Raw genomic sequence first — 18,136 nt, 5'->3', positions numbered from 1 at the left:
GAGCAGGTCGCGGAGAGCAGGTCACTGGTGTGACGGGAAGCTGCTATACGCGCCAGCTTCGGTCAGGGCTCGTCTCGAGGCCGTCAGTCCCGGCCGCCTCGAACACTCACCTGACTCGCCCACTCGAGCATCCGCCCGTAGACCGGGTCGGTCTCGAGCGCCCGTGCGTCTCCGACGAGGACGAGTGCGCGTTTCGGACGCGTGAGTGCGACGTTGATCCGACGGTAGTCCTCGAATATCGGCCCCTCGAGCGATCCCGTCGCGGTAAAGGAGACGATGATGACCTCCTGGCTCGAGCCCTGGAAGCGGTCGACGGTATCGACGGTCACGTCGCCGGGGACGTGATTCGAAATTTCGGAGACCTGTGCCCGGAACGGTGCGATGACGCCGATCGACGAACGCTCGAGACCGGCCGCTTCGTAGGTTTCGACGAGTTCTGCGATCCGCGCCGCCTCGGCGCTGTCGGTGTATCGATCGTCGTCGCCCTCGACGTCGACGAACGCGACCGGGTCCCGAAGCGATTCGGGAAGCGCTTCGCGGGAGGCCCCCTCGAGATCGTCGAGCGTGCGTCCGGCAACGGCCGGCGTCGCGGGCCGTAACTGGCCGTCGTAGAACTCCCGAGAGGCGAACGCCTGAATGCGCTGGTTCATCCGGTATTGCTGGTCGAGCATGACGCCCGAGTCGGGGTGGAGGGCGACCAGCCGTTCGAACAGCGACTCGGTGAGGTCGTGTCCCAGCGGTTCGTCGTCTCCGTCGGTCAGTTCAGGACGGTGGCTTTCGTCGCCGGATCGAACGACCGGGGGCAACTGTTCGTGGTCGCCAACGAGTACGAACCGATCCGCCAGGGTTATCGCCGCGAAGGTTCCCGGCTCCGTGAGCTGTGCGGCCTCGTCGACCAGCGCGCTGTCGAACGACTGGGCTTTCATGACTCGCGATCCGCACGTCGCCGTCGTCGCCGCGACCACCTGTGCGTCCTCGAGTTCGGCCACCCGCTCGGCCGGATCGCCCGCCCGCTCGAGACGATACGGTTGCATATCCGTTCGGACGCCGCTTTCCGAGCCGACGCGAACCACTCGATCGTCGTCGACGACTCCGTCTAGCTGCTCGAGCAGCGCTTCGAGTGCGTTGTCGACGGCCCGGTTCGTAAACGCAGAGAGCAGGACTCGCTCGCCCCGTTCGACCATCGCGCGAATCGCGCGAGCGATCGTGTAGGTCTTTCCGGTTCCCGGCGGTCCGTGGACCAGCGCGAAGTCCTCCGCACCGACCGCCATCCGGACGGCCTCGTTCTGTGCGGGGTTGTTGTCGATGAACGTCTCCTCGGGTTCGTCGAACGTCGGATCGGCTCGTCCGAACAGAACGTCCTTTCGACGGTCGTCGCCCTTCAGGAGGAAGTCGTGAAGCGCCGCGAGCAGCCGGTCGGTCGTCAGCTCGGAGGGATAGACGTCCAGCCGGGTCACCTCGACGGGCTCGTCCGCCGTCAGCACGACTTCGTCGTCGAGTCGCTCGATTCGAGCGAGTTCGGCGTTTCCGCGGACGGGATGTCCGTCGCTTGCGAGCACGAGATCCCCCTCCCGGAGCTTCGAGGTCGTCCCCGCGGGCTGCTCCGCTCGCAGTTCCCAGCGTCCGCCCTCGAGCGGGCGCTTCTCGCCGAACTCGAGGTCGATCAACGCCCGGTCGTCGTCGGCTCGTTCCTGTGGGCGTTGCTCCCAGAGCTTGGCGTATTCGTGGTGGACCGCCCGCCGTTCGGCCTCGATCGCCCGGGAGACCTCCTCGAAGTACTCGCGTTCGTCCGCTGGCAACGGCCGTCCGATCTGGCCTGCTTTCGACTCCTGATCGAGTCGGCCGGAGACGACCATACAGGTGTCCTGTTCGAAGCAGTACTCACACTTTGCGTTCCCCTCGTAGCCGGTGGGAACGGTCCCCTGGACCTCCGTCGCCGCGATTTCGTTTCGCAGTCGAACGACGAACTTCAGGAGGCCGTCCCCCATCGAGAACTCCTTTGCCGGCGTCAGGTCGCCGGTCTCTTCGTTGCGATCGAGCGCCGAGTTCTTCGTGTAGAGCAAGGTTCCGACGTCGACGTCGCCGCCGTGTTCTTCGAGCATGAGGGCATAGCAGGCGGCCTGGACCTTGTCCTTGAACCGCGGCTCTTTCTTCAGGTTCTTGCCCGTCTTGAGTTCGACCGGCGCGCCACGGCGGACGGCGTCGGCCCGCCCGCGAATGCCGAACGTCTCGCTGATGAGCAGTTGTTCCGAGCGCCAGCTGTCTTCTTCCGTGAGCCGACCCTGCTCGAGCCAGCCCTCGATGGCGGCGGCGTTCTCTCGAACCTCCTCGGAGACGGCGTCCGCGCTCTCGCCGAGCAACCCCAGCTCGAGCCCTCGCTCGTCCACGCGGGCGTCGATGGCCTCCTCGAGCGCTCGGCCCCGAAGGAGGTCTCCGAAGACCTCGTGAACGATCGTTCCTTTAACGACGGGATAGTTCAGCGGAACGCCCGAAAGCTTGTTGAGGTAGTACAGCCGGGGACAATCCACCCAGTTTCGGATCGCGGTCACGTTCACCAGAAAGCTCGGCTCGACGACGACGTAGGACTCGCCGGTCGTCGCGAACTTCGTTTTCCCCTGACACTCCTCCGTTTTGGCGTCCGTGACGAGCACCTCCATTCCCGGCTCGAGCAACTCGGCTGACTCCGTCCACTTGTTCCAGAGGGTGACGGTCGTGGGTTCGTGGTTCTCCTCGAGTACTGCGGCCCCACCGTCCGCGGACTCCGACGCTTCTCGATCGGCTGCATCGTGGTCGCTGTCGAGTCGAAGCGGCACTTCCGCGAGATCGCTCTCGCCGTACTTCGTCGACACTGACCGTCTCTCGACTTCCCCCGCCACGGTTCCGCGTACGTACACGGCTGTTCATCACGAGCCCAACGATCAAAAACGCTACCGGTCCCGACGCGCCGCTCGACGGTCCTCGTTCGCTCGGCGCCGAGACCAGTTAATCGGTTGTTACCGGCCAGCACGGGCTCACCTGCGCTGAAACGGTCGGGGTCGCTTTAGGGATCACGAGGCATCGGCGCGAGCGTATGACCGACCCGAACAGCGACGACCACCCGACGGAGCCCGAACGCGACGTGGGAACCGAAACCGGCGAGGAGACGGCGGATTCGGCGGGAACCGTCGATTCCGGGACCGGTTACGGTGATCGATCCTCCGACGGTCGCGATCCGCGGGCGGAGTCTACTCGAGTCGCAAACGAAGAGCGGAGACGAAACACGGCGATCGTCAGCGCGGTCGTCGCCGCGATCGGTGCGTGGGTCGCTCTCTCCGTTCTGGTGTTCGACGCCGGTGAGTCGTCGCTCTGGAACAACGTCCTCGTCGGCGGGGTCGTCTTCGTCGCAGCCGGCTACAATACCTATCGAATACGGAGCGACGTCCCGACCAGCATCGGAATTACGACGCTGGTCGCCGTTCTCGGCATCTGGTTGATCGTCTCGTCCGCGCTGTTCGGCATGCTCGAGAGTCTGTTCTGGAGTACGCTCGTCTCCGGATTGCTCATCGCGGGTCTCTCGGGGTACAACACCTACGAAGCGCGGGAAGCGCAGGCGATCGCGAGCGGAACCAAATCCGGGCGATAAATCACCATCCTCGGGAACGCGGTTACGACTCGAGGTCGGCTTCGAGCGACTGAAGCCGAACTTCGGCGGCGTGATGGCCGGTTGCGATCACCGCAAATCCGATCATAACCGCGGCGAAACAGATCGCGACGGCAGGTGAAACGCCGTTGAGATAGCTGTTGAGTAGCTGTCCGAGCGCAAGCGCGATCGGCCCGAAGCCCAGCAGCGCACTTTTCGCCGGCGCGGTGAGAAACAGTTCGACGAACGAGAACGACTGTCGGACGGACATTGGTAATCGGTCGGTACACACCCTGTCGGCGGAGCCGTCGTAGCCCTTTTGGTTCGGTCCAATCAACTCGGTTCGACTTCGTCCACTCGAGTCTGCCACACGAGCGAGTGTTCACGTCCATCACTGCTTACTTTGTGGATATCAAGCGCCAGCGCCGTCGCTCGTTGAACTGCCCCAACCGACACGTTCTTTCTATCCGACTCACAACCACCGCCTATGCGGATTCGCGACTGGAAGGACGTACTCGAGGACGTCGCCGATCGGAACGTCGATCCGGAGGACTGGCGTGCAGTCGCCGGCGACCGCGCCGGCGGCGTCGGTGAAGACATGTATCTCGCACATCCGCGAGCCGGCGTCTTCTTCCTGAAAACGTACGCGAAAAACCCGTTCGAGGTCCGCGGCGTCGGCACGCAGGTCGCTCGAAGCGTAGACGACGAGATCGGTTCGTATCTCCCGGATCGAAACGACGGGGGTCGGTTTGCAGTCCAGTCCCCGCCGGACGACGAGGATCACGCCGAATCCGTCGCGAAACGCCTCGAAACCGTCGTCGAGACGCACGCCGATGCCCCGACGCGACCGCAGGATTTCTTCGACGACGTGATGGAGGCCCTCGAGAGCCCGGCGTTCGGGCCGATGGCCTACGACCAGTACGACCGGCCCGACGAACTCGGGGACCTCTCCGGTGAGTTCGATGAGGCGGAACAACTGTTGAACGCGGAGCTTGACGACCTCCTCGAGACGGACGAAGTCGACCGCGGATTCATGTGAGTGCCTCTCGAAACGGGTTCGGATTTCCACCGTCGACGGACCTGCGCTTGCGTCCGGAGGATCTTTGCGGACGGCTTCCGTCGTGGTCGCTATGAGCACGAGCGCTGTGGACATCGTCTCCGACTATTACGACGCCCTCCGTCGCGGCGATCCGCTCGAGCCGTACTTCCTCGAGGGCGACTCGACGGTGAAGTTCGGAATCAGCGAGGCGCTGTTCGGCTACGAGTCGGTCGCGGACGCCCTTCGCGAACAGACCGCGACGACGACGGACTGGCGGCTCGAGAGCCATCGTCTCGTGGTCCGCGACGGAGGCGAGTTCGCCACGTTCGCCGACGACGTCACGATGGCCTGGAGGGACACGGAGAGCGGCGACGACCGCGAGTTCGAGACGCGCTGGAGCGGAGCGCTGGTTCGAACCGACGGAGATCGGCACACGGAAAACGACGTCGACCGGGACGTCCCCGACTGGTCGTTCGTCACGATGCACGTAAGCACCGGGTCCGACGAGCTATGAGCCGAGGTCGCGGCCCCGGGAGCGAAGCGAACGATCGCGGTCGGCGTCGACCGGATCGGGAAAGTGGTCGGAGACGCCGAGAGGGGAACGACCGAAGCCCGTCCCGCCGGTCGGACTCGAGGTTCGGCGGCGACGACGGACGCACCGGACGCAGACGTCTCGGTGTGGCCTTCGTCGTACTGGTCGGTCTCTCGGGGACGACGATGGCGCTCCAGGGCGGGGCCTCGCCGTCGACGGTCGGCCTGGCGACAGCCGTCGGGCTGATCGCTGGCGGTGCGTTACTGTGGTACTTGATCTGGATGACGCGGTGAGGCCGTCGTCGTCTCGGAAATCAGCGTGTGACGCGGCGGATCCAGAGTCCGGGCCGGTCGAGTTCCTCGTTGGTCGGGAGGTTGTCCGGGTGTGCCCAGACCAGACTCGCCGTCTCGAGATCCTGGGCGGCGACGACGGTCTCGAAGAAGTTCTTCCCGCGTTCGTACTGACGCTGTTTGAGGCCCAGCCCGAGAAGTCGACGGAACAGCTTTTGAAGGGGCCCCCGTCCCTGTCGTCGAGCGTCGAGCTTTCGCCGCAGATCCGCGTACTCGTCGTCGAAGGCGTGGTCCATCAACAACTCGGCGTAGCCCTCGACGACGGTCATCGCGGCGTCGAGTTCGCGGAACGTATCCCGGTCGAACGATCCCTCCGAAAGGGCCGAGATTCCGTCTTCCATCCGGGTTTCGAGGTGCGTCGAGAGCCAGGGTGCTGCACCGAACTCCGCGGCGTGGGTCACCTCGTGGAAGGCGATCCACCGACGGAACCGGTCGGGATCGACCTCGAGCACATCGGCCGCCTCGAGAATGTTCGGTCGGACGAAGTAGAGCGCGTGATCGTCGTCGGGGGTTTCAGCGAGCAACAGCGGATCGTACTGGCCGAGGACGTTCCGTCCGAGGAACGCGAGCAACACGGTCATCGTTCCCGTGTTGATCGTTCGAGCGATCCCCGGGAAGGGGTCCGTCTGGGGATCGAGTGATCCCATCACGCGCTCGAACGTCGCGACGTTGGCGTCGATCCAGTGGTGTCGGTTCTGAATCTCGACGGTGTCGGGAACGTCGAACTCGACGCCGGAGACCTCTCGGACGGCCTCGCGAGCGTCCCGAACGTCGCGAGCGTAGGCCTCGCGCTCGCCGGGTTCGAGTGCGATCGATCCGGCATCGGTCGCCGCCTTTGCAGCCTCGGCGGCGGATCGCCAGTCGATGGCGTCGGTACCGGAGGCCCCGGCGACGGCCCGCGCGCTACGATAGAGGTTCACGAATACGGGTACGGCTGTCGAACGCAAAAGCGTTCGGCTCGTTCGAATCGGCCCCGGAAGTTTCCGGGAGTCGACAGCTCGTGGATACCTCGAGAAAACGATCGGTCCGCCGATCAGTTGACGATGACTTCGGGCTGGTCTTCGTCCTCGAGTTCGGGTTCGTCGTCGCCGCGGAACTTCTTCGCCGCGGCGGCGAGCCCGATGAGGACGACGAGCGCGATCACGGCACCGATCACTGTACCCGCGGAGCCGTCGTCCGCCGTCGTCGCGTCGTCGCCGTTCTCGGCGTCGTCGTCCTTCGCCTCGAGTTCCTCCGCCGCCGTCTTCTCGCCAAACGGGAGCGCGTCGTTGATCGCTTTCGGACCGAACTGCGTCTCGCCGTCCAGATGCAACTCGATAAACGTGAACTTTCTTTCACTCATACGCGGACGGTCAACGAGTAGCCACTTAGCCGTTTGGTTGCCCGAAGAATGCCGGCACCGTTTCGCATCGGATTCCGCGTCGGACCGGTACGATTAAGTATCCATCACCTGCGCTCTTTCGTATGAGTGGACGACCGCTAGACGTCCTCGAGGCGTCGCTGGGTGACCGTGTCACGGTACGACTCAAAAGCGACGAAGAGTACGTCGGTGATCTCGCAGGCTACGATCAGCACATGAATCTCGTCCTCGAAGAAGCGACGATTTCGGCCGACGGAGGTGGAGACGGCGACGCGCCGGTCGAAGACACAACGATTATACGCGGCGATAACGTCGTTTCGATCACTCCATGACTGGTGCAGGAACCCCGAGCCAAGGAAAGAAGAACAAGACGACGCACACCAAGTGTCGCCGCTGCGGCGAGAAGTCCTACCACACGAAAAAGAAAGTCTGCTCGTCGTGTGGCTTCGGCAAGTCCGCCAAACGCCGCGAGTACGCGTGGCAGTCGAAAGCCGGCGACAACTGACGGTCGATTCACTGCGTTCTGTCGGTTTTCTCCACTTCTCGAGTCACATCTACGACCGCTCTCGTCATCGATATCGCTGTCGTGGTTGACGATGAACAGCCATTAGTCCCGGCCCACGAACAGACGGGTATGGAGACGACTGACGCCTTCGTCGGTCTCGAGTGTTTGGACTGCGGGGCCAGCCACGAGGTCGAAGAGAAACGACGGTGTCCGGACTGTGGCGGACCGCTCGACCCGAGTTACGACTACGATTCGATCTCACTCGAGCGGGCGACGATCGAGTCGCGACCGTTCGATTCGCTGTGGCGATACGAGGAGGTGTTACCGTTCTCTCGCGAGACGGCGGTGACGATGGACGAAGGTGCCACGGCACTGGTCGAGTGTCCGTCCCTGGCCGACGAACTCGGCGTCGAGCGAGTGATGATCAAAGACGAGGGCAGAAATCCGACCGGGTCGGTCGACGACCGTGGCGCGTCGGTCGCCGTCACGGCCGCGGTCCGGCGCGGGGCGAGCGACGTCGCGCTCGCTTCTCCCGGCAACGGCGGACAGGCCGTGTCGGCGTACGCGGGTCGAGCGGGCCTCGAGTCCCACGTCTATCTCCCCTCGCGGTCCGGGTTTACGAACAAGGCGATGGTGAACGTCCACGGCGGCGACATGAACGTCGTCGGCGGTCGGTTCGACGACGCCGTCGGCGCGTTCGAAGAGGGGCTGTCCGAACACGACGACTGGCACTCGCTTCAGGCCGTTTCAACTCCGTACCGTCACGAGGGCGCGAAGACGCTGCTGTACGAGATCGCCGAAGCGCTCGAGTGGAACGTTCCTGACGTACTCTGTTGTCCGACCGGCCAGGGAACCACACTGCTCGGTGCGTACAAGGGGGCGATGGAACTGCAGGCGCTCGGGCTGGTCGACGAACTCCCGTCGCTGTACGCCGCCCAGGCGGCGGGCTGTGCGCCCATCGTCGACGCCGTCGAGGCTGGTCGCGACGAGCACGACCCCGTGGAGACACCCGACACGATCTGTGGCGGAATCGAGATCCCCGATCCAATCGCCGGCCGACGAATGCTCGAGGCGATCCGGGAGACCGACGGCGGCGCGGTCGCCTCGGACGATCAGGACGTTCTCGAGGCTGGCGTACAGGTTGCGACACACGAGGGGGTCGCGATGGTTCCGAGTGCGGCCGTCGCCGCGAGCGCCGTCTGGAACCTGGCCGAAGGCGGCGAGTTCGACGGCGACGAAACGGTCGTGATCGTCAACGGCGCGACCGGGAATAAAGAGGCGGACGTGCTTCGAAGTTACCTGATGAGCCAGGGAATCTGAGTCCCACCAGCGCTCCGAGCTTTACCGCCCGTCGGCCTGCTCGATCCAGTCCTCGAGGCGACTGGGCGAGATGTCCGTCTCCGAAGCCAGTGTAACGACGTCGGCGCTCGAGAGGTCGTCGAACGATTCGATGCCGGCTTCGAGGAGAGTCGACGCGTAGGCGTCTCCAACGCCGTTCAGCGCGGTCAGATCGTCGGCGTCGTCGAGGTCGCCCTGAGCGCGCTCTTCGCGTTCGACGTCACCTTCGTCGTCTCGTTTCCCGTTCGCTTCGTCGCCGGTTGCATCTCCGTTCGATCGAGCTTCGAACCAGTCACAGACCTGTGGCCAGAGTTCGTCGTGACTGCGCGAGGAGACGGACATTCCGATGTGTCCCGTCGGGAACTCGAGGATCTCGGTGTCCGCCGCAGGTATCGCGTCGTTGAACGGCTTCGACGCGTTCGGTGGAATGAGGTGATCGTACTCCGCGACGATCTGGAGGACCGGCATGTCGACGTTCGCCAGATCGACGTGCTCGCCGTCGAGGTGGAGTTCGTTCTCGAACAGGGCGTTCTTCTGATAGATCTCTCTGATGAACTGCTCGTAGGCGAGGCCCGCGACGTCGATTCCCTCGTCGAGCCAGCGCTCCATCCGGGCGAAGTTCTCGACGAAGTCCTCGTCCTCGAGGTTATCGTAGAATCGGACGTACTTCGTGACGTTGTTCGCGACGGGGTCCATCAACGCAAAGCCGACGTCGAGAAACTCGGCGGGAACGTTGTCGAACGCTCCGGTCACCTGCTCGGGATCGTAGTACTCCTCGGCACCCCAGAGTTCGAGGACGCCGCCGTCACCCGCAAAGCAGAGTCCGGCGGCCATCAGCGCGAGGTTCCGCACTTTCTCCGGGAACAACGCGGCGTACATGGCCGACATGGTACCACCCATACAGTAGCCGAGAACGTTGATTTCGTCCCGTCCGGAGCGCTCGCGGACGACGTCGACGCAGTTGTCGATGTACCGGGTCACGTAGTCTTCGAGGCCGAGCGAACGATCCAGCTTGGACGGTTCGCCCCAGTCGATGAGGTAGACGTCGAAGCCGGCCTCGAGCAGGGTCTGGACGACGGATCGATCCGACTGGAGATCGAGGATGTAGGGTTTGTTGATCAGCGCGTAGACGATGAGGATCGGAACGTCGCGTTGGGTCTCCGTCCTCGATTCGTAGTGAAGCAACTCGAGTTTGTTCTCCTCGTAAACGACGTCACTCGGCGTGGGTCCGACGTCGATGTTCTCGAGCGTTTCGGTGCGGTCGGGGGAGACCCGCGTCTTCTCTGCGAGGTCCGCGGTCGCTTCCCAGGCCTGGCGCTGGATGTCGAGTGCGGTTGCGTATGGGTTTTTCATAGCTGGTGTGAAGTGCTCGTCACTCGTCTTCTACGTGCTCGAGAATCCGGTCGAGTTTGCCTTCGACGGCCTGCTGACGGCGCTCGAGTTCGACGAGCCGGTCACCGACTTCGAGGAGGTCTTCCTCGGTTGCAAAACCGAGCGTTCGAAGCGTCTCCTGGGAAGCCTCGTCGGCGTCCTGTTTGAGTTCGAGAACGTCACCGACCGTTTCGCCGGTCATCTTCGCGAACGCGGTGGTCGACATGACGTCTTTGAACGCGTCGTTGGCCGTGTTGAGCCAGACGTCGCGGAACTCCTCGATTTCGACGTCTTCGCCCTCGAGCGTGTCGTTCATCCGTTCGACCATCTGCTGAGAGGCGTTCATCCAGGTCTCGTAGGCTTTGGCGTAGCCCTCGAGACCCTCGGACGTCGTCTCGTCCTCGCTCAACTCGGCGACGGTTTCGGACCAGCTCTCGACGAACTGGGCCTGCGTTTCGACGTTGTCTTCGAACGCGTCGATGAACTGTTCGTTCCACTGTTCGACGAACGCGTTCCAGTGTTGTGTCTGGGGATTTTCGTGTTCCATTGGAATAGAGTTGGTGGGTGCGTCTGAAAAAGCTGGCTCCGGTGCGTCTCTACGCCGAAACGTCGAACTCGTCTGTGGCCTCTTCGACGTTCTCGGCGACGGCCGTGACGTTCGCTTCGGCCTGTTCGTGTGCGTCGAGGAACGCGTCGAAAGAGCTGTCGACGACCTCCGAGTAGTTCACAGTGAACTCGTCGAAGGCGGCCTCTGACTCCTCGAGCGCGTCGATCGTGGCCTCGAGCGACTGCGTTTGAGCGTCGGTCGTGGCGTCGACGCTCTCGTCGACGAACTCGCGGAGGTCGTCGAACTGGGCGGCCTCCTCGGGGAGGGCCGATTCGAGTGCGTCGAGGGACGCGTGGACGGCTCCGCTGGTGAGTTCAGCGTTCGACTCCGCGAGCGAACCCGCCGTTTCGAGGCCGTCAGAGAGCGCGCTAATCGACGTTCGCTGGGCCTCGATGGCGTCGTGGGTGAAGTTCTGAGACTGTTCGATTGCGGTGCGCTGGGCGTCGAAGAGTGCGGTGAGTGGGTTCTGGGTCATTAGTTAGTCCTCTCGGTTTCGCTTGACCGGAACGACGATCGTCTGGACGATATCTCCTTCTTCGATATCGAGGGCGTCCCGTTCCGGTTCGGGGACGCTGATTCGGCCGCCGCTCTGGACGCGAGCTTTGAACGTCGCCGTTCCCATGTTCATCGGACCGAACGCGGAGGCGTTCTCGAGCGGGTTCGACGAACTCGCTTGCATCATCCGTCGCATCATCTCCTGTTGGGATTCTGCGACCTGTTCGCCCGCTTCCTGCAACTGTTCGGAAACCATCGCGGGCGGGAACCAGAGCGATCGATCGGAGTCGTCCGTCATCATCACGACCAACGTGGCGAAAGGGTATAAGTGTTCCCACTAGATACCATCTAATACCATTTAGAACCATAAAATACCATACAACCCATCTCGTCCCCCTCTACTGTCTCGAAAGCTCTCTCTCTCTGCGACGAGACTCCCGACGCTCCAGGAACGAGGACGTCTCGAGTCGAGCGAATAGGCGGCTGCGTAGCCGAAAGAGGCGGTGACGCTGGCCAAAGAGTCATAAATCCACCACCCTTATCCCGGCGTAGATGTCTCAAAACACCGAGGGGAACGAGTTCGCTGCCGTGACGAACGCCTGGTCGGAGATGACTCGGAGTTTCATACGGAGTGCAACCGCCGCCAATCGAGCCGCACTTTCGGCCATGGTTCCCGCCGCTACCGAGAACGGATCGAACGGGAAGAGTACACCAGCCTCGGTTCCGTCCATCGATCACTCCGACCTCGGCTGGACGTTCGAGCGAACCGTCGACGAGTCGGCCGATCTCGATGTCGGAGACGCCGTCACGTTCGACAAACGCCTCACGGACGAGGACGTTCGCGCGTTCGCCCAGATCAGCGGCGACACGAACCGTCTCCACCTCGACGACGGGTTCGCGGTCGAGACGCGCTTTGGCGAGCGCATCGTCCACGGGACCCTCGTCTCCGGGCTCATCAGCGCCGCGCTGGCTCGGCTTCCCGGACTCACGATCTATCTCTCACAGGACCTCGAGTTCGTGGCACCGGTCGGGATCGAAGATCGCGTCTCCGCGCGCGCCGAGATCGTCGAAGACCTCGGGAATCGACAGTACCGACTCGAGACGGTCGTTCGGAACGAGGACGAAGACGAGGTCGTCATCGACGGTGAGGCCGTCGTCCTGATCGACGATCTCCCCGACGACGATCGGCGGACAGTATAAGTACCTCCTCCCGGAACGACTCTCCATGACGCTGTTCGGGACCGCAGGAATCCGCGGTCCGGTCGAAGAGATCACGCCGTCGCTCGCTCTCGCTGTCGGTCAGGCCGCGGGCGAGCCCGGGGAGTCGTTCGTCGTGGGACGTGACGGGCGCGAAACCGGTACGGCGCTCGCGGCAGCGATGGAAGCCGGCCTCGAGAGCGCTGGCTCGGACGTCTACCGCACCGGAGAGGTTCCGACACCCACACTGGCGTTCGCATCGAGCGGCCGACGCGGTGTCATGATCACCGCCAGCCACAATCCGCCGGCGGACAACGGAATCAAACTCTTCGTCGACGGCATCGAGTACGACCGAGACGCAGAGCGGTCGATCGAGGCCGCCGTCGACTCGAGTGACTCCGGGGCCGCCCCGTGGACGGAGTGGGGTCGATCCGGTCGGCTCGAGGTCCTCTCTGGGTATCGTGATGCCGTCAGTACGTACGTTCGCGAACGCTTCGGAGACGGTCCCGATGGCGACGTGCTCTCGGGACTCTCCATCGCCGTCGACTGTGGGAACGGAGTGGGCTCGCTCGCGACGCCTCAGGTCCTCGATCGTCTCGGCGCGGACGTCGTCGCCCTCAACGCGAACGTCGACGGCCACTTCAGCGCTCGCGAAAGCAAACCGACGCCGGAGACGCTGGCCGAATTCTCGGACTTTCTCGCCGCCGGATCGTTCGATCTCGGCGTGGCACACGACGGGGACGCGGACCGACTGGTCGTCCTCGGCCCGGACGGAGGGATAATCCACGAGGATACCGTTCTCGCCGTCGTCGCAGCCCACTACACGGCAGAAAGCGACGCCCGCGATCCCGTCGTCGTCACCACGCCGAACGCCTCCGCACGGATCGACGACCGCGTCCGCGCGGCCGGCGGACGGGTCGAACGGGTTCGACTCGGCGGACTCCACGAGGGCATCGAACGCGAACGGAAAGCGGGAGACGAAGGGTCTGCGGTCGTCTTCGCCGCCGAACCGTGGAAACACATTCACACCGCCTTCGGCGGTTGGATCGATGGCGTTGCGAGCGCCGCGACCGTCGCCGCACTCGTCGCGGACGCCGGCGACACCGACACCCTCAGAGCGCCGGTCACCGAACGGCCCTACCGGAAAGTAAGCGTCGACTGCCCCGACGAACGCAAGGACGACGCGATGGCTCTCCTCGAGCGGAGGCTCCCCGACTCGTTTCCCGAAGCGACGGTCGACACCGACTACGGCGTCCGACTCGAGCGTCCGGACGCGTCGTGGGTTCTCGTTCGTCCCAGCGGAACCGAGCCCTACGTCCGAATCTACGCGGAAAGCGACGATATCGACGAGTTGATCTCGAAGACCAACGACGTCGTCGAAACGGCAGTCACCGACGCGGCGTAACTCGTGATACCACGGTCGGTGACTTCTTACATCCGCTCGCAGTACGCAGTCGATATGAGCGACTCCGAGTTACTCGAGGCCGCACGCGAGGTTCAGTCGGCCGCACACGTTCCCTACTCCGAATACCGTGTGGGCGCAGCGCTCGAGACCGCGGACGGCGAGGTGTTCGTCGGCTGTAATCTCGAGAACGCGAACTACAGCAACAGTCTTCACGCCGAAGAGGTCGCCGTTGCCGAAGCGGTCAAAACCGGCTACCGAGAGTTCTCCCGGATCGCTGTCAGTTCCGACCGCCGGGACGGCGTAACCCCCTGCGGGATGTGCAGGCAGACGCTTTCGGAGTTCTGTGACGACGATCTCGCGGTGATCTGTGACGAGGGTGACGATCAGGAGCCGACCGTCTACGCGCTCGGGGAACTCATTCCGAACACGATCTCACACGAGACGCTCGAGTGATACGGTCTGCCGCAACGGTTTACCGGAGCAACCGCAGGACGGGTCTCGGTTGCGCCGGAAACGACTTACAGCAGTCCGTATGAGGGCGACCGGCCTGATCGATTTCGTCACTGTCTGTCGCTGATGTGATGTTTTTAAGGGTGACGAGCGTTACGTACGAGTATGGGCATCCTCTCTCGGACCTCCTACGTCATTCGGTCGAAGCTCAACTCGGTGCTCAACCGGGCCGAGGATCCGACGCAGACGCTCGATTACTCCTACGAGCAGATGCGCGATCAGCTCCAGGAGGTCAAACGCGGTATCGCTGACCTCACCACGCAGAAAAAGCGCCTCGAGATGCAAAAGCGCCGACTCGAGGAAAACGTCGACAAACACAACGAGCAGGCTCGAACCGCGGTCCAGCAGGACAGAGAAGACCTGGCTCGACGCGCCCTCGAGAAGAAAAAGACGAAGATGAACCAGATCGAGGATCTCGAGCGTCAGGTGTCGGAGCTCCAGAGCCAGCAGGATCGTCTGATCGAGCAAAAAGACGAACTCCAGACGCGCATCGAGGAGTTCCGTACGAAAAAGGAGACGATGAAAGCCCGCTACGAGGCCGCCGAAGCGAGTTCGACGGTCTCCGAAGCGATGACGGCGACCGGCGATGAGTTCGAGGACGTCGGCCGCGCGATCGAACGCGCCGAAGAACAGACCGAGGACATGGAAGCCCGCGCCGCGGCGCTCGACGAACTCCACGAGACCGGTGCGTTCGACGACGTCATGTCCGATAAGGACTCGATCGATCGCGAACTCGAGGAGCTCTCGACGGGCAGCGGCGTCGAAGCCGAACTCGAGACGCTGAAATCCGAAGTCGACGGCACCGAGGAAACCGAGTCGGAGTCTCAGTCCGAAACCGACGTCGAGACGGATATCGACGAATCGGAACTCGAGGATCTAGAGGCCGGCGTCGACGACGAGGAGGTCGAAGCCGAGCTCGCGGAACTGCAAGAAGAAGAGAACTCCTGACCGGCGTCCGAATTCGGACGGCTGGTTTGGCTTCGTCGGTAACTGTTACCATCACCCCCGTTGAAGCGACACGTATGGCTCGCGATGGCCCATTCGATTCGATATCACTGACGGACCAGCTCGTGTTGTTGGGAATCGTCGAACTCCACCGAAGCGAGGGGGCGCCGGTCCAGACTCCCGAGCTTCGACGTGTCTGTGACGGCCGGCTCGTCGATGCAAACGCGGAACTCGTCGGCACGCTCACCGAAGCGGACGTGATGCGATCGCTGTACCGACTCGAGGACGAGGGATTCGTGACCGAAATCGACGACGGCGGCGGCTCTCCGACGGGAAAGGGACGGCCGGCGTACGAACTCGCTCACCGTCCCGAAGCCGTAGACGTGCGTCTCGACGACAGGCTCACGGCTGACGGCAAATAGTAGGTGCTGATTTCCGACCTGACGTTTATGGGTCCGATCGTGGCAGCTTCGTTCGATGGGACTTCGCGACGACGTGAGTGCGGGCATTAACGTCATTTTACACTTTCTCTTTCTCGGTGGCATCGCCTGGGCGACGGGACAGCCGTTTCTCTTTCCGAGTCTCGGTCCGTCGGCGTATCTGATGGCGACCGGCGAGCAACCGCGAGCCGAAGGTGCCTATCACGTGATCGGAGGTCACGCCATCGCGACCGCGTGCGGACTCGCTGCGTACCTGCTGATCGCTGACGGCTTGCTCGTCGTCGACGCCTTCGATCAGGGGGAGCCGTTCTCGCCCGAGGTCGCCCGACTCGTGATCAGCGCGATCGTGGCGATGGTCCTGACGACGGTGGGCATGCTCTGGACTGACACCAATCACGCGGCGGCCTGTGCGACGACGCTGATCGTCGCACTTGGATTGATGTCGACGCTCGCGGAAGGGATCGTTATCGTCGCGGCGGTCGTGCTTCTCGTCGGATTTCACGACGTGATCGTCGAACGAATTCAGACCCACTACGGTCTCGAGCCGGAGGACGCGCGATAATCGCGCCGATCGAATTTCGGAGCGGTGTGTCGACGGGCCGAACCGACGTTTCGTCCGTTCGTCACACTCCGAGGATCACGTCGGCGTTCCGAGCACGGCGACGTCGTACGCGTCGAGGTCGTCGACCGACTCGAGGAGAACGACTTCGAACGACCAGCGTGAACCGCCGTCGAGGTCGCCCGTTCTGTCGAGATACCGTCCGAGCTGATCGCCGCTCTCGTCGTACGAACGGACTCGAATCTCGACGAGATGTATTCGGTCGTCGCCCGCGTTTTCGACCGTTCCCTGGACGGTCGCCCCGCTCGCCCCGTCCTCGAGGACGAACTCGTGATCTTCGAGCGAGAGCGATCCCAGCGGCGTCACGGCGTCGCTTGGTTCCTGGTCGGCCAGGCCCGTCGCCGCCGTCATCTCTTCGGCCGTTCGCTCGTCGTCGACGTCGGGAATCGAACCCGCCTCGTATGACGGATCGCGGCCTCCCTCGAGCCCGGCGCAACCCCCGAGAGAACCCGCGGCAGCCCCACAGAGCGCGGTCAGAACGCTCCGGCGGGTCGCGTACCCGTGGACGGTCATCGACACCGGCGCGCTCGAGTCCGTTCGCTGTAGCCGATCATGGGCGATCGAACGGGACCGAGACGGTTGAGTGTGGGCCCTGCACTGCCCACCGCGATCGGTCTCGATCGATCGGGTCGGAACGTGCAAGCGGGACCTTATCGGTGGCGACGGTGAACGACACGTCATGAGTTCGTCCGATCGCGAGCCGGCCCTCGAGTCCCACGGCGCGGACATCGGAAAACGGACGAACTCGCTCGCGCGCGTCCGTGATTGGGTACTCGTCGACGGCGACCGCATCTTCGTCTCGACGCTCATCTCGGTCGCCGCATTCCTCGTATTTCTCGGGTTGGGCGAACTCGGGATTATCTCATTCGTCAACGACGATTCGATAACGCGTCTGGCCGGCGGAATGATCGCCGGAACGTTCTCGCTCGTGACGCTCGTGGTCTCGATCAACCAGCTCATCCTCTCACAGGAGTTCGCCGCGGCCGGGGAGTCCGAGGACCAACTCGAGGCGATCCTGTCGTTTCGTGCGGACGCCGCCGACGCGACCGACGTGCCGGCGGTTCCCGCGTCGCCCACGCGAGTACTCGAACTCCTCGTCGAAACGATCGGAGATCGAGCGAGGACGCTTGCGGCCACGGTCGACCATCGTGACGACGAATTCGCGACGCGGGTAAGACGGTACACAAACAGCATCGAAGAGAGCGCGGAGCGCGCCGACGAAACGCTCGAGCACACCTCGTTCGGCACGTTTCGAGCCGTGTCCGCCGCGATCGGCTACGACGACGACTGGCAGCTGTACGTCGCGAGGCACCTTCGAGGTCGAGAGGACGACCTCCCCGACGAGGCCCGCGACGCGCTCGAGGAGCTGATCGAGACGATTCAGCTGTTCAGCGTCGCTCGTGAACAGTTCAAGACGACGTATCTCCAGCGCGAACTCACGCGCTTCTCTCAGCTGACGATCTACTGCGGCGTTCCGGCGATCCTCTCTGCGATGCTTATCGGGTTTCTGTACGCGGATATCGGCGGCGCATCGATCAGCCTCGGCTACCTGCCGATCGTCGTCAGCGCCCTCATCGCGGTCGTCCTCTCGCCGCTCGCCCTGTTGACGTCGTACATCCTCCGCACTGCGACCGTTACACGACGAACGGCGTCGGTCGGTCCGATGCTTCCACAGAAAGATCCCGATGCGGGACCGTTCGACGTCGGATCCGCCGAGGAATCGGAACCGAACGCACGGACCGGATCGGACTGATCTCGGAGTGCAGACTGGATCGGAGCGACGTCGAGACGGATCGGGCGACTC

23 protein-coding genes are annotated in these 18,136 nt (G+C 63.5%); 14 read left to right on the top strand and 9 right to left on the bottom strand.

Features of this window, described 5'->3' with window-relative positions; translation table 11 throughout:
• Nucleotides 1-83 precede the first annotated feature (83 nt).
• A complete protein-coding gene (locus EA462_RS04705) occupies nt 84-2,894 on the bottom strand; it encodes an AAA domain-containing protein (protein ID WP_124177423.1) in 2,811 nt (936 codons plus the stop codon).
• A gap of 176 nt (nt 2,895-3,070) precedes the next feature.
• Between EA462_RS04705 and EA462_RS04700 the strand changes: the two genes are divergently transcribed.
• Nucleotides 3,071-3,622 (top strand): SPW repeat domain-containing protein, encoded by a 552-nt coding sequence (locus EA462_RS04700; RefSeq protein WP_124177422.1) that lies wholly within the window; start codon nt 3,071-3,073, stop codon nt 3,620-3,622.
• Nucleotides 3,623-3,644: 22 nt separating this feature from the next.
• Here the strand turns inward: EA462_RS04700 and EA462_RS04695 are convergent, their stop codons facing one another.
• On the bottom strand, nt 3,645-3,890 hold the full coding sequence (locus EA462_RS04695; RefSeq protein ID WP_124177421.1) for a hypothetical protein: 246 nt from the start codon (nt 3,888-3,890) through the stop codon (nt 3,645-3,647).
• Between the two features lie 216 nt (nt 3,891-4,106).
• Here EA462_RS04695 and EA462_RS04690 point away from each other — a divergent pair, with 216 nt between their 5' ends.
• The 3 genes from EA462_RS04690 (at nt 4,107) to EA462_RS04680 (ending at nt 5,483) form a co-directional block, all read left to right on the top strand.
• Nucleotides 4,107-4,658 carry a hypothetical protein gene (locus EA462_RS04690; RefSeq protein ID WP_124177420.1) on the top strand — a complete coding sequence of 184 codons (552 nt, stop codon included), beginning with the start codon at nt 4,107-4,109 and terminating at the stop codon, nt 4,656-4,658.
• 91 nt (nt 4,659-4,749) lie between these two features.
• A complete protein-coding gene (locus EA462_RS04685) occupies nt 4,750-5,172 on the top strand; it encodes a nuclear transport factor 2 family protein (protein ID WP_124177419.1) in 423 nt (140 codons plus the stop codon).
• On the top strand, nt 5,169-5,483 hold the full coding sequence (locus EA462_RS04680; RefSeq protein WP_124177418.1) for a hypothetical protein: 315 nt from the start codon (nt 5,169-5,171) through the stop codon (nt 5,481-5,483). The genes EA462_RS04685 and EA462_RS04680 overlap by 4 nt, the downstream gene beginning before the upstream one ends.
• 20 nt (nt 5,484-5,503) lie before the next feature.
• Here EA462_RS04680 and EA462_RS04675 read toward each other — a convergent pair whose 3' ends face one another.
• Both EA462_RS04675 and EA462_RS04670 read right to left on the bottom strand, forming a co-directional pair.
• Nucleotides 5,504-6,460, bottom strand: a complete 957-nt coding sequence (locus EA462_RS04675; protein ID WP_124177417.1) for a zinc-dependent metalloprotease — start codon at nt 6,458-6,460, stop codon at nt 5,504-5,506.
• 113 nt (nt 6,461-6,573) lie between these two features.
• Nucleotides 6,574-6,882 (bottom strand): hypothetical protein, encoded by a 309-nt coding sequence (locus tag EA462_RS04670; protein WP_124177416.1) that lies wholly within the window; start codon nt 6,880-6,882, stop codon nt 6,574-6,576.
• Nucleotides 6,883-7,004: 122 nt separating this feature from the next.
• Between EA462_RS04670 and EA462_RS04665 the strand changes: the two genes are divergently transcribed.
• The 3 genes from EA462_RS04665 (at nt 7,005) to EA462_RS04655 (ending at nt 8,725) form a co-directional block, all read left to right on the top strand.
• Entirely contained in the window at nt 7,005-7,232 is a 228-nt protein-coding gene (locus EA462_RS04665) for an LSM domain-containing protein (protein WP_124177415.1), read from the top strand.
• On the top strand, nt 7,229-7,405 hold the full coding sequence (locus tag EA462_RS04660; protein ID WP_124177414.1) for a 50S ribosomal protein L37e: 177 nt from the start codon (nt 7,229-7,231) through the stop codon (nt 7,403-7,405). Before EA462_RS04665 ends, EA462_RS04660 begins: the two co-directional genes overlap by 4 nt.
• Nucleotides 7,406-7,534: 129 nt before the next feature.
• On the top strand, nt 7,535-8,725 hold the full coding sequence (locus EA462_RS04655) for a threonine synthase (RefSeq protein WP_124177413.1): 1,191 nt from the start codon (nt 7,535-7,537) through the stop codon (nt 8,723-8,725).
• Nucleotides 8,726-8,746: 21 nt separating this feature from the next.
• Here the strand turns inward: EA462_RS04655 and phaC are convergent, their stop codons facing one another.
• The 4 genes from phaC to EA462_RS04635 are packed head-to-tail and all read right to left on the bottom strand — an operon-like array spanning nt 8,747 to nt 11,514.
• Entirely contained in the window at nt 8,747-10,096 is a 1,350-nt protein-coding gene (phaC, locus tag EA462_RS04650; RefSeq protein ID WP_124177412.1) for a class III poly(R)-hydroxyalkanoic acid synthase subunit PhaC, read from the bottom strand.
• A gap of 19 nt (nt 10,097-10,115) precedes the next feature.
• Complete coding sequence (locus EA462_RS04645; RefSeq protein ID WP_124177411.1) at nt 10,116-10,661, bottom strand: poly(R)-hydroxyalkanoic acid synthase subunit PhaE; 546 nt, start codon at nt 10,659-10,661, stop codon at nt 10,116-10,118.
• 49 nt (nt 10,662-10,710) lie between these two features.
• On the bottom strand, nt 10,711-11,196 hold the full coding sequence (locus EA462_RS04640; protein WP_124177410.1) for a hypothetical protein: 486 nt from the start codon (nt 11,194-11,196) through the stop codon (nt 10,711-10,713).
• Nucleotides 11,197-11,199: 3 nt separating this feature from the next.
• Nucleotides 11,200-11,514 (bottom strand): AbrB/MazE/SpoVT family DNA-binding domain-containing protein, encoded by a 315-nt coding sequence (locus EA462_RS04635; RefSeq protein WP_124177409.1) that lies wholly within the window; start codon nt 11,512-11,514, stop codon nt 11,200-11,202.
• A gap of 254 nt (nt 11,515-11,768) precedes the next feature.
• Here EA462_RS04635 and EA462_RS04630 point away from each other — a divergent pair, with 254 nt between their 5' ends.
• The 6 genes from EA462_RS04630 (at nt 11,769) to EA462_RS04605 (ending at nt 16,275) form a co-directional block, all read left to right on the top strand.
• A complete protein-coding gene (locus EA462_RS04630) occupies nt 11,769-12,416 on the top strand; it encodes a MaoC family dehydratase (protein WP_124177408.1) in 648 nt (215 codons plus the stop codon).
• Nucleotides 12,417-12,441: 25 nt separating this feature from the next.
• Complete coding sequence (locus EA462_RS04625) at nt 12,442-13,818, top strand: phosphomannomutase (protein WP_124177407.1); 1,377 nt, start codon at nt 12,442-12,444, stop codon at nt 13,816-13,818.
• A gap of 54 nt (nt 13,819-13,872) precedes the next feature.
• The gene (gene cdd, locus EA462_RS04620; protein WP_124177406.1) at nt 13,873-14,271 is read left to right on the top strand and encodes a cytidine deaminase; all 399 of its coding nucleotides are present in this window, start codon (nt 13,873-13,875) and stop codon (nt 14,269-14,271) included.
• 162 nt (nt 14,272-14,433) lie between these two features.
• Nucleotides 14,434-15,276 carry a PspA/IM30 family protein gene (locus EA462_RS04615; RefSeq protein WP_124177405.1) on the top strand — a complete coding sequence of 281 codons (843 nt, stop codon included), beginning with the start codon at nt 14,434-14,436 and terminating at the stop codon, nt 15,274-15,276.
• A 74-nt stretch (nt 15,277-15,350) separates the two neighbouring features.
• Nucleotides 15,351-15,695 carry a hypothetical protein gene (locus tag EA462_RS04610; RefSeq protein WP_124177404.1) on the top strand — a complete coding sequence of 115 codons (345 nt, stop codon included), beginning with the start codon at nt 15,351-15,353 and terminating at the stop codon, nt 15,693-15,695.
• 55 nt (nt 15,696-15,750) lie between these two features.
• Complete coding sequence (locus EA462_RS04605; RefSeq protein ID WP_124177403.1) at nt 15,751-16,275, top strand: HPP family protein; 525 nt, start codon at nt 15,751-15,753, stop codon at nt 16,273-16,275.
• A gap of 75 nt (nt 16,276-16,350) precedes the next feature.
• On the opposite strand, the gene EA462_RS04600 is transcribed toward EA462_RS04605, so the two are convergent.
• Nucleotides 16,351-16,845: an FxLYD domain-containing protein gene (locus EA462_RS04600; RefSeq protein WP_124177402.1), complete on the bottom strand. Its 495-nt coding sequence runs from the start codon at nt 16,843-16,845 to the stop codon at nt 16,351-16,353.
• A gap of 166 nt (nt 16,846-17,011) precedes the next feature.
• Between EA462_RS04600 and EA462_RS04595 the strand changes: the two genes are divergently transcribed.
• On the top strand, nt 17,012-18,085 hold the full coding sequence (locus EA462_RS04595; RefSeq protein ID WP_124177401.1) for a hypothetical protein: 1,074 nt from the start codon (nt 17,012-17,014) through the stop codon (nt 18,083-18,085).
• Nucleotides 18,086-18,136 lie beyond the last annotated feature (51 nt).

Origin of the sequence: Natrarchaeobius halalkaliphilus (genome assembly GCF_003841485.1) — an archaeon.
GTDB classification, from domain to species: domain Archaea; phylum Halobacteriota; class Halobacteria; order Halobacteriales; family Natrialbaceae; genus Natrarchaeobius; species Natrarchaeobius halalkaliphilus.
The sequence above is the reverse complement of the archived record's forward strand: the minus strand, read 5'-3'. Positions and strand labels throughout refer to the sequence as shown.